This is a genomic window from Mesobacillus sp., assembly GCF_047739415.1.
GTDB lineage: Bacteria > Bacillota > Bacilli > Bacillales > Cytobacillaceae > Mesobacillus.
Genome location: NZ_JBIQOE010000111.1, coordinates 1 through 9912, shown reverse-complemented (window position 1 = coordinate 9912; position 9912 = coordinate 1). Strand labels below are relative to the sequence as shown.

9 protein-coding genes are annotated in these 9912 nt (G+C 46.0%); all 9 read right to left on the bottom strand.

The window, feature by feature from the left end:
• Window positions 1–47: 47 nt before the first annotated feature.
• Complete coding sequence (locus ACH0QE_RS09155) at window positions 48–1205, bottom strand: homogentisate 1,2-dioxygenase (protein WP_415800396.1); 1158 nt, start codon at window positions 1203–1205, stop codon at window positions 48–50.
• Between the two features lie 15 nt (window positions 1206–1220).
• Window positions 1221–2144 (bottom strand): fumarylacetoacetate hydrolase family protein, encoded by a 924-nt coding sequence (locus ACH0QE_RS09150; RefSeq protein ID WP_415800395.1) that lies wholly within the window; start codon window positions 2142–2144, stop codon window positions 1221–1223.
• Between the two features lie 8 nt (window positions 2145–2152).
• Window positions 2153–2764, bottom strand: coding sequence for a flavin reductase family protein (locus tag ACH0QE_RS09145; protein ID WP_415800394.1), 612 nt, complete (start codon window positions 2762–2764; stop codon window positions 2153–2155).
• A gap of 3 nt (window positions 2765–2767) precedes the next feature.
• Window positions 2768–3859, bottom strand: coding sequence for a histidinol-phosphate transaminase (hisC, locus tag ACH0QE_RS09140; protein WP_415800393.1), 1092 nt, complete (start codon window positions 3857–3859; stop codon window positions 2768–2770).
• A 71-nt stretch (window positions 3860–3930) separates the two neighbouring features.
• Window positions 3931–5046 (bottom strand): 4-hydroxyphenylpyruvate dioxygenase, encoded by a 1116-nt coding sequence (gene hppD / locus ACH0QE_RS09135; protein WP_415800392.1) that lies wholly within the window; start codon window positions 5044–5046, stop codon window positions 3931–3933.
• A gap of 128 nt (window positions 5047–5174) precedes the next feature.
• A complete protein-coding gene (locus ACH0QE_RS09130) occupies window positions 5175–6551 on the bottom strand; it encodes a dihydrolipoamide acetyltransferase family protein (RefSeq protein WP_415800391.1) in 1377 nt (458 codons plus the stop codon).
• Between the two features lie 11 nt (window positions 6552–6562).
• Window positions 6563–7558: an alpha-ketoacid dehydrogenase subunit beta gene (locus tag ACH0QE_RS09125; protein ID WP_415800390.1), complete on the bottom strand. Its 996-nt coding sequence runs from the start codon at window positions 7556–7558 to the stop codon at window positions 6563–6565.
• Window positions 7558–8625 carry a pyruvate dehydrogenase (acetyl-transferring) E1 component subunit alpha gene (gene pdhA, locus ACH0QE_RS09120; protein WP_415800389.1) on the bottom strand — a complete coding sequence of 356 codons (1068 nt, stop codon included), beginning with the start codon at window positions 8623–8625 and terminating at the stop codon, window positions 7558–7560. Before pdhA ends, ACH0QE_RS09125 begins: the two co-directional genes overlap by 1 nt.
• A gap of 33 nt (window positions 8626–8658) precedes the next feature.
• A complete protein-coding gene (locus ACH0QE_RS09115; protein ID WP_415800388.1) occupies window positions 8659–9765 on the bottom strand; it encodes a Leu/Phe/Val dehydrogenase in 1107 nt (368 codons plus the stop codon).
• Window positions 9766–9912: the final 147 nt, after the last annotated feature.

The following is a 9912-nucleotide window of genomic DNA, read 5'->3' as shown; positions in this document are numbered from 1 at the left end:
CCACAAAAATAGGCCAACTCGCTCATCAGCGAATTGGCCTTCTTAACTTATTTCTCAATCCATGTATACATATATTGGTCGTCTTCGATATCCTTGGCTTTCTTCACCGTCTTCAGCGGTCGGAAGGTATCGATCATGACAGCAAGCTCTAGTGTTTCTTTTTTGCCGATGCTCGCTTCTGTCTTGCCTGGGTGTGGTCCGTGCGGGATTCCGCTTGGGTGCAATGTAATCGAGCCTTCCTTGATTCCCTTGCGGCTCATGAAATTGCCTTCCACATAGTACAGCAGTTCATCACTGTTGACGTTGCTGTGGTAATATGGCGCCGGAATCGCTTCAGGATGGTAATCGTAAAGCCTTGGCACGAAAGAACAAACCACATAATTATGGCCCTCGAACGTCTGATGGACTGGTGGCGGCTGATGAATCCGACCAGTGATTGGCTCGAAGTCCTCAATATTGAAAGCCCATGGATAAAGATAACCATCCCAGCCGACAACATCAAGAGGGTGGTGGTTCAATACATGGCGGTGCAGATGACCGCGCGTCTTCGTGATGACTTCATGCTCCCCTTTTTCAGAGAAAGTTTCCAGTGACTCAGGTCCTCTGATATCTCGTTCACAGAATGGACTGTGCTCGAGCAACTGCCCATATTCATTGCGATAACGCCTTGGTGTAGTAATCTGGCTAAACGATTCGACAATCAATGCCTTTGTCTGCTCGGAATCATCTGGAACAACCCTGTACATCGTGCCGATTGGAATAACGACATAATCACCAGGGCGATAGTTTATTGTTCCAAACATTGTTTCTACCTTGCCGGAACCATGATGGAAAAAGAACATCTCGTCTCCATCGCCATTTCGGTAAAATTGCTTCATCGGTTCAGTAATATTCGCAAACCCAATCAAAAGATCGTCATTGCCGAGGATATATTCTCTCCCACTTAACGCGTCCCCAGTTTGCGTGATCTGGTCAGTCAGGAAGTGCCGATGGTTCAGTGAGCCCTGTTCCTCATATTCAGGCAAGTAGCTTCCGATCAATTCGCTTCTCACAACCTCTGTTGGCATATGGTGGTGATAAAGAATTGACTGTGTACCAGAAAAACCTTTTGTTCCCATTACCTGCTCCCTGAACAGCGAACCATCTTCCTTTTTAAAAATGGTATGGCGTTTCTTCGGGATTTCTCCCAGCTGGCGGTAATACATGAAAACACCTACTTTCTACTCTTCTATAATTTTATTTTTCAGGACACCGAGTCCCGCAATTTCAAGTTCCACTTCATCGCCAGGCTCAAGCCAGCGATGGACATCCGTTCCTAGTTCGAGGATGCAGCCTGTTCCGACTGTTCCTGAGCCGATCACTTCTCCCGGATACAGAGTCGTACCCGCTGATGCACGCTCGATCATTTCACTGAATGAATAATAAATGTCCTTCATATTTCCCTTGGACAGCTCTTTGCCATTGACACGAGCAACCATTTCAAGATCGTAGCCTTTCCCCGCTTTAAGGTATTCCAGCTCTTCTTTAGTGACCAGATGTGGACCGAAAGAAGTAGCGAAATCTTTCCCCTTCGCCGGACCAAGTCCGACCTTCATTTCCTGTCGCTGCAAGTCACGGGCACTCCAGTCATTCATGATAAAAAAGCCAAAAATATGCTGTTCGGCATCCTTCGCTTTAATATTCCGGCCTTCCTTGCCGATGACACAGGCGATTTCCAGTTCGTAATCCATCCATTCACAGTTCTGTGGCCGCCTGATGTCTTCCTCAGGACCCTTAATGGCAAGATGGTTGGTAAAATAGAACACCGGGATTTCATACCATTCCGGAATCATTTCTAGTCCTCTGTTTTCGCGCGCTGTTTTTACATGCTGCTCGAATGCGTAAAAATCACGGACACTCTTCGGATTCGGCAGCGGTGATTTTAAGGTGACTTCAGCCAAAGAATAGGAACCACTGCCAGTTTCAATCAGACCTTTATTTTTCTCGATATACTCCATGAATACATCATGGTTCTCGATGAATGCCAGCATATTGTCAGGCAATGTACCGTTCGATGCTTCGTGCATATCTACAGCCTGATTCTGCGAATTAATCCAGCCTGCACGGATTGAACCGTCTTTTTTCATAAAAGTTATGAATTTCATATCATCACCTATTTCCTTTGCAGCTCAAAGGTTTTTGCCAGTGGCAGTGTGTAGGTCGCTCCTGCCAGCCTGCCTACCGGATTCAATTTTTCCGAATTGATGCGCCCGCTTTCATAGAGTTCATCTGCCACATGTACATGAACGACCTTGCCGATGACAAGGCTGCCTGCTCCCACCTCTTCCCCGCCAAAGTGAAGGACCTGGTCCAGAACACATTCAAGGTGGACCTTCGACTCCTTGACCCGTGATGGTTTAACCACTACACTATCGACCTTGTTAAGTCCAGAAGCTTCAAATTCATCGACATCTGAAGCGAATTCAGTAGCGCAGTCATTCATCTGCTGGACGAACTCCTCACTGACAATATTGATGACAAATTCCTTTGTGCTTTCAATGTTTTTCAGCGTATCCTTTTTCGCGCCATCAGTCCCTCTCCTCATTGGTGAAAAGCAGACCATCATCGGATTCGCGCTTATGACGGTAAAGAAACTGAATGGAGCCAAATTGGCTTTCCCGCTTTCATCCTGGCTGGAAACAAACGCGATTGGCCGCGGCAGGACAGAGCCTTGCAAAAGCTTGTATGCGTCTTTCCATTCAAGTGTATCTGTTTTGATTTCCAAGGCTTACACCGCCCTTTCATGAAAAAGCTGGCTGACGATTTGCAGAATGAATTCATGGTCTTCACGAGTGCCGAGAGTTATCCGGAATGCTTCCTTGTAGCCCGGAAGCAGCATTTGCCTGACAAGGACGCCGTTTTTCGTCAGCGTCTGAATGACCGGTTTGTTTGTGAAGGCAAACAGGAAGTTGGATTGCGATGGGAAACTATCAATCTCCAACTCTTTGAACTTCTCACTCAGGAAGTCTCTTTCTGCACTATTTTTACCAGAGCAGTCCTGGACGAAAGCCTGGTCTTCCAGCGCAGCCATCGCTGCCGCCTGGGCAAGCTGGTTGACATTGAAAACATCCCTTACTTTGTGTAGTTCCTTAGCAATTTCCTCATGCATGATGCCGTAGCCAACACGCAGGCTCGCAAGGCCATAGATTTTCGAAAAAGTCCTTAGGATGACAATGTTTTGATATTGATCAAGCAACGGCATCGTATCAAGGTATTCATCAGAATCCGCATATTCAAAATAAGCCTCATCCATAATGATCAGGACGTTTGAAGGCACATTGTCGATAAACGAAAGCAATTCTTGTTTGGCGACGATCGTCCCGGTCGGATTGTTCGGATTGCAGACGAATACCATTTTTGTTTTTTCGTTGATGGCTTCCTGCATTTTTTTAAGATCATGCCTGCCATCGATCATCGGAACGGTGACAGATACGCCGCCCTCAATCAGTACATTCGTTTTATAGCGAGGAAAAGTTACCTCCGCCATGACCGCTTCATCATTTTTACTGATATATGCCCGTGTAAGTAGGCGAATGATTTCTTCTGAACCGTTCGAAACAAGAAAATGCTTCTGGTCTAATTTATAATGGTATGACAGTTTCTCTACGATCCCTGTTGTCATTCCGTCTGGATAGAATGCCAGATTGGCAGATGCCTGCATGATTGCTTCTCTGACCTTTGGTGAAGTGCCATAGACATTTTTATTATCCGAAAGCTTTCTTACTGTTGTGATTCCATACTGTTCCTTGATTTCCTCAATCGTCTGGCCGAGGGCATATGGTGTGATTCCTTTAAGTTCTGCTCTTGCTTTAATATTCATGTTCATCCCCCATTTTTTCTGCCGCCGTTTATAACGAAAAGGGAGCGAATCGCCCCCTTCTGTCCCGGCTATTAAAGGTTGCCGCGTCTTTCCTGTTCACGCTCGATTGATTCGAATAGAGCCTTGAAGTTTCCTTCACCGAAACCTCTTGCGCCTTTACGCTGGATGATTTCAATGAACAGCGTCGGACGGTCTACGATTGGCTTCGTGAAGATCTGCAGCAAATAGCCTTCATCGTCACGGTCCACAAGAATGCTAAGTTCTTTTAACTTATCAATCTCTTCGTCAATTTCGCCAACACGCTCTGAAAGCATTTCATAGTATGAATCTGGTGTGCTCAAGAATTCCACTCCATTTTTATGAAGTTGTGCTACTGTGCTGACAATATCCTCTGTCAAAATCGCAAGGTGCTGGACGCCCGGTCCGTTGTAGAATTCAAGGTATTCCTGAATCTGTGATTTACGCTTTCCTTCTGCCGGCTCGTTGATTGGGAACTTGATGCGGCCGCCATTGTGCATTACTTTAGACATCAACGCTGAATACTCAGTCACGATATCCTTATCAGTGAAGTGCTTCATTTCCTTGAAGCCCATAACATTCGCATAATAGTTAACCCATTCTTCCATTCTTTCAACATTGCCGACAACATGGTCAATGCCGATGAAACCTGCGTCATTCACAGGGACTGTTGTTTCGTGCTCAACAAAGCCTGGCATGAAAAGTCCTTTATAATTTTTTCTTTCAACGAGTGTATGGATTGTATCTCCATATGTACCGATGACGGCCTTTTTTAACGTACCGTTTTCATCAGAAACTTCATGTGGCGGCTGGATTTCTATAGCGCCTCGCTTTACCGCTCCCTCATATGCCTTCTCGACATCATCAACGGCTAGCGCGATATCCTTGACACCATCGCCGTGAGTCTTGACAAACTGAGCTACACGTGAAGAATCGTTGTATGTTCCAGTCACAACCAGACGGATTTTTCGCTGCTGAAGCACATAAGAAGTTGTTTCGCGGTTACCTGTTTCTAGACCGGAATAGGCAACTACCTTAAAACCAAAAGCCGTCTGAAAAAAGTGAGCCGCCTGCTTGGCGTTCCCAACATAAAGCTCTAAATAATCAACATCCTGGACCGGAAAAAAGTCCTCAGTACTTTGGCCAGATACCATAACTTTCTCTTGCATTGTAAAACCTCCTGAAAGAATATTTATAATATTTAAAATTATTTTATAGTAATTATCCCTGCCCTCTCAAGAGCGCGATGTAAAGCTATAATGCTTTTGCGTGGTAAAGTATCGCCTCTTAATACCAGTTACATCAATTCCAACAGCATCATTTTTGGATTCTCTATCAACTGTGCGAAACGGTTTGTAAAAGCAACAGCAGTTGCCCCGTCTGCGACTCTGTGGTCAAAAGCCATTGACAGATTCATGATTGAACGGATGGCAATTTCATCTTGATCTGTGACAACTGGCCGTTTCTTTGTTTTATGGAAAGAAACGAGCGCTGTCTGCGGATGTTGGATGATTGGTGTTGCGCCAATACTGCCGCCCAGTGGACCGACATTGCTAATAGTAAATGTACCGCCCGATATATCCTTGACCGTTAGCTTGTCATCAAGTGCAAGCTTTGTCAGACGCTTCATTTCATCATGAATTTGCTTTAGATTCATTTGTTCAACATTCCTGATAACCGGCACAATCAGGCCTTCAGGTGTATCTACGGCAATTCCAATATGATGCTCACGCAACAGCTGAATGCTTTCGTTTTCTTCATCGAGCTTTGCATTAAAGATCGGAAATTCCTTTAAAGCAATTGACAAGGCTTTAATAAAAAACGCCGTCGCAGATATAGAGCTTCCGGAACCCTTGATCTCATCTCGCAAAGCAATCAATTCGCTAACATCAATCTCCTCAAAGTGGGTACAGTGAGGGATCGTATACATGGATTGGACCATCTTTTTCGCAATCTGCTTGCGGCGGCCGCGGAATGGCAGTATATCCTGGTGGCTGAGCTTTTTCTCGGTCGGAGCCCTTTCTTCAGAACCCACTTTCGAAACGTTCGGAACCTGCTGTTCGGAAGCAGGTTTTGAAACGTTCGGAACCTCTTGTTCAGAAGCAGGTTGCGAAATGTTCGGAATCTCCTGTTCGGAACCAGCTTCCGAAGTGCTCGAAACCCCGTGCTCTCTTAATTTAACAAATGCCAATATATCTTCTTCGGTAATCCGGCCTGCTGGTCCGGTTCCTTTTACTTCCATAATGTTGACGGCATTTTCACGGGCAACTTTCCGCGTATAGGGAGAGGCCAGAATCTGCCCAAGTCGCGCGCTTACACCTACAGGCAACTTGACTGTAGCGGGTCTGTCCAATACAGCTACTGCAGTTTCTTCAGGTTTGGCTTCTGTTTTTACAACATCAGCGACCTTCTGGGACTCGCTAGTTTGGACTCCACCGGAACTTTCCTCCATGATCAGCAGGGTAGTCCCTACCTTTACCGTTTGCCCCGGGGTTAGCAATAGTTCTTTAATTACACCTGAACGGGGAGCGGGAATCTCTGCGGTCATCTTGTCTGTCTGGACTTCAACCAATGGATCATCAGCCTTGACGAAATCTCCTGTTTTCACCAGGTAACAATTGATGTCCGCTTCGGTCATGCCTTCCCCAATGTCGTGGAGCTTTACTTCAACCATCGGCACGCCTCCTAAAACTTCATTACTTTCTCGATTGCAGCTGCGACTCTTTTCGGAGTCGGCAGATAATGATCTTCAAACCCAAAATACGGAACAGGCGTATCATAGCCTGTAACTCTTTCGGCCGGAGCCTTTTGATAAAGGAATGCCTCATCATTGATCAGGGAGATCAAATCACTGCCAGTGCCTCCCGTTGCATGTGCTTCATGGACAATCACCGTTCGTCCTGTCTTCTGGACTGACTCTATGACAAGATCTTTGTCAATTGGATAAAGTGTTCTCAGATCAAGGACCTCACACTGGACACCCTTTTGCTTCATATCTTCAGTAGCCTTCATCGCTACCGGTATCATCGCGCCCCAGGCAATAACCGTTACATCGTCGCCTTCGGTCATTTTTTTTCCTTTTCCTATTTCAACTGTATACTTGCCTTCCGGAACCTCACCGCGTGAGGAACGATAACTTCTCATTGGCTCTAAAAAGAGGACAGGGTCCGGATCTTCAATTGCAGCGATCATCAGGCCTTTGGCGTCATAGGCATTGGATGGGCAGACCACCTTCATTCCCGGCATATGGGTAAAAAGGGATTCCGTGCTGTCGCAATGGATTTCAGGTGCACGTACACCGGCGCCATAAGGAGCTCGGATAACCATTGGCACGGTAAAATGCCCCAATGTCCTCATTCGCAGCCTCGAAGCATGGGTCATGATTTGTTCATAAGCAGGATAAATGAAGCCCAGGAATTGAATTTCCACCACGGGACGGAATCCATTAACGGCCATGCCAATCGCTGCCCCTACAAAACCTGCTTCACTTAGAGGAGTATCTACCACGCGGTCCTCTCCATATTTCTCCTGAAGACCATCAGTCGCCCGAAAAACCCCGCCATTTTTTCCGATATCCTCACCAAGGAGTATGACATCCTTGCTTTCACCGAGCATCGTATCCAGTCCATCGGTAATCGCCTGGACAAGCGTCAAGGTCTTTGTCTGTATTGCCGTATTCATCAAGCTTCTCCTCCGATCAGCTCAAGGTATTCCCGCTTTTGTTTCTCAATTGTCCATGTAGGCTTTTCGAAAACATAATCAAAGATCACTGCCGGGTCAGCTTTAGGGAACTTTTCCATTTCCTGTACAGCTGCATCAATTTCAGCAGCTGCCTGCGCTTCTATTTCCTTCACCCATGCTTCATCGTAAAGTCCTTCGTTTTTCATCCAGCGTTCAAGCCTTAACAAAGGATCCGTTTCCATACGCTTCAGCGCACTTTCTCCCTGGTCACGATATTTCGATGCGTCATCAGCAGTTGTATGTGATCCATACCGCCACGTCATCGCTTCAATCAGTGTCGGACCTTCGCCATTGCGGGCGCGCTCAAGTGCCTTTTCCGTTTCAGCAAAAACGGCAAAAATATCGTTCCCGTCAATCCTTACTCCAGGAATATCATACGCAAGAGCTCTTTGTGCAATGGTTGCGGAATTCATCTGCTTGCTTATCGGGACAGAAATTGCGTATTGGTTATTCTGGCAAAAATATACGACCGGAGATTTGAAGACACTTGAAAAGTTCAAGCCTTCATGAAAATCACCTTCCGAAGTCGCTCCATCACCGAAATAACAAATCGCCGCATTCTTTGTTCCTTTTTGTTTTTCAGCAAAAGCTGCCCCTGCAGCATGTGGAATCTGGGTTGCAATTGGGATGGCGGGCGGGAAGATCTTTTTCCCATCCGGCGGGACACAGCCTTCATTTCGTCCATTCCAGAACAGCAATATATTCCTCAGAGAGTGGCCGAACACCATGGCAGCACCGTGGTCTCGGTACGTCGGGAACATCCAGTCATCACTTTCTAGTGCAAGAGCGGTTCCAACCTGGGAAGCCTCCTGCCCTTCAAATGGCGCGTACGTCCCGATACGCCCCTGGCGCTGAAGACTGATAGACTTCCTGTCCAGCGTCCGGATCCTTACCATTTCCGAATAGAACTTCTTCACTCGCTCTTCTGTCACCAAATCCTTATAATCCTCGGAAACAATGTTTCCGTTTTGGTCCATCACTTGAAAAATCGGAAAATCCTTTTCCATCGGCTCACCCTTTTTAAAAAGTCTATGATTCTATTACATTCTCACTGCCCATTTTGGACGCTTCATATGAGAGAAGAAGCTGTTGCGTCTTGTTCTGGCTTCGATTCGGTTTTCGCAAAATTTATTCGCAGCTTCAACAGTCGTAATTCCTTCACTATCTGCCTGCCTGTAAATATTTAAAAGAGAATTATAGATAGCCTTCGTCTTCTTCAAGACTCGTTCCTTGTTTGGTGAATAAAGCTCATCCGCCACCTGGATTAATCCGCCAGCATTGACGATGTAGTCAGGCGCATACAGAATACCCTTTTCCTGAAGGACGTGACCGTGTCTTTCTTCCTTAAGCTGATTGTTCGCAGAACCAACGACTGCTTTTACCTGGAGTTGTGGTATTGTGTCATCGTTAATGATTCCGCCCATTGCACACGGAATGAAAATGTCCGCAGGCTGGGAATAAATTTCGTCACTGGTAACGACTTTGATTGCTGCTCCCATTTCTTCCGCCTTCTTAACGATCTGATCGATTGCTTTTTGATTAATGTCTGTAACATACAGGTCTGCGCCATTATCAAGAAGATACTCTGCTACCTTGTAGCCTACCTTTCCCAGTCCCTGGATCGCATAGGATTTACCGGATAAATCATCCGTATCCCACAGAGCTTTGCTGGTTGCCTGCAATCCAAAGATGACACCCTGAGCTGTTGGTACTGAAGAGTCTCCGCTTCCACCATACACTTCATCTACGCCAACGATGCAATTCGTTTCTTTTAGTGCGTGAACAAAATCTTCCGGATCCGTCCCCATATCTGTCCCTGTATAAAAACGGCCCTGGATTGACTCAACAAACTGGCCAAATGCCCTGAACAATTCAGGACTCTTATCTGTTGTAGGATCGCCAATGATAACTGCCTTTCCTCCACCGAAATCTACATCAGCCGCTGCGCATTTATACGTCATGCCTTTTGAAAGCCGCAGTACATCTTCAAGTGCATCGTCCACTGATTTATAAGGATACATTCGGCAGCCGCCCAATGCTGGCCCTAAACGTGTACTATGAATCGCAATGATCGCCTTTAATCCAGTTGCTTCATCATTACAAAATACTACCTGCTCGTGCTCACGAATTTGTTCAAACATATCCATTGTTCTTTCCCCCTTTATTCCGTTAAATCATGTTAGCGCTTACATTTTTGCACAAAAATTTTTAGCTGCCTGTAAGTAATTCAGTTATCTTTTCTTTAGAAAGGACCACTTGCTTTACTTCCCCCACTCCTATAAGGCGACCCTTGC

What these genes read in the sequence shown, in the direction of transcription:
- ACH0QE_RS09155 (WP_415800396.1), bottom strand. Translation starts at nt 1,205, where the DNA reads ATGTATTACCGCCAGCTGGGAGAAATCCCGAAGAAACGCCATACCATT.
- ACH0QE_RS09150 (WP_415800395.1), bottom strand. Translation starts at nt 2,144, where the DNA reads ATGAAATTCATAACTTTTATGAAAAAAGACGGTTCAATCCGTGCAGGC.
- hisC (WP_415800393.1), bottom strand. Translation starts at nt 3,859, where the DNA reads ATGAATATTAAAGCAAGAGCAGAACTTAAAGGAATCACACCATATGCC.
- hppD (WP_415800392.1), bottom strand. Translation starts at nt 5,046, where the DNA reads ATGCAAGAGAAAGTTATGGTATCTGGCCAAAGTACTGAGGACTTTTTT.
- ACH0QE_RS09130 (WP_415800391.1), bottom strand. Translation starts at nt 6,551, where the DNA reads ATGGTTGAAGTAAAGCTCCACGACATTGGGGAAGGCATGACCGAAGCG.
- ACH0QE_RS09125 (WP_415800390.1), bottom strand. Translation starts at nt 7,558, where the DNA reads ATGAATACGGCAATACAGACAAAGACCTTGACGCTTGTCCAGGCGATT.
- pdhA (WP_415800389.1), bottom strand. Translation starts at nt 8,625, where the DNA reads ATGGAAAAGGATTTTCCGATTTTTCAAGTGATGGACCAAAACGGAAAC.
- ACH0QE_RS09115 (WP_415800388.1), bottom strand. Translation starts at nt 9,765, where the DNA reads ATGGATATGTTTGAACAAATTCGTGAGCACGAGCAGGTAGTATTTTGT.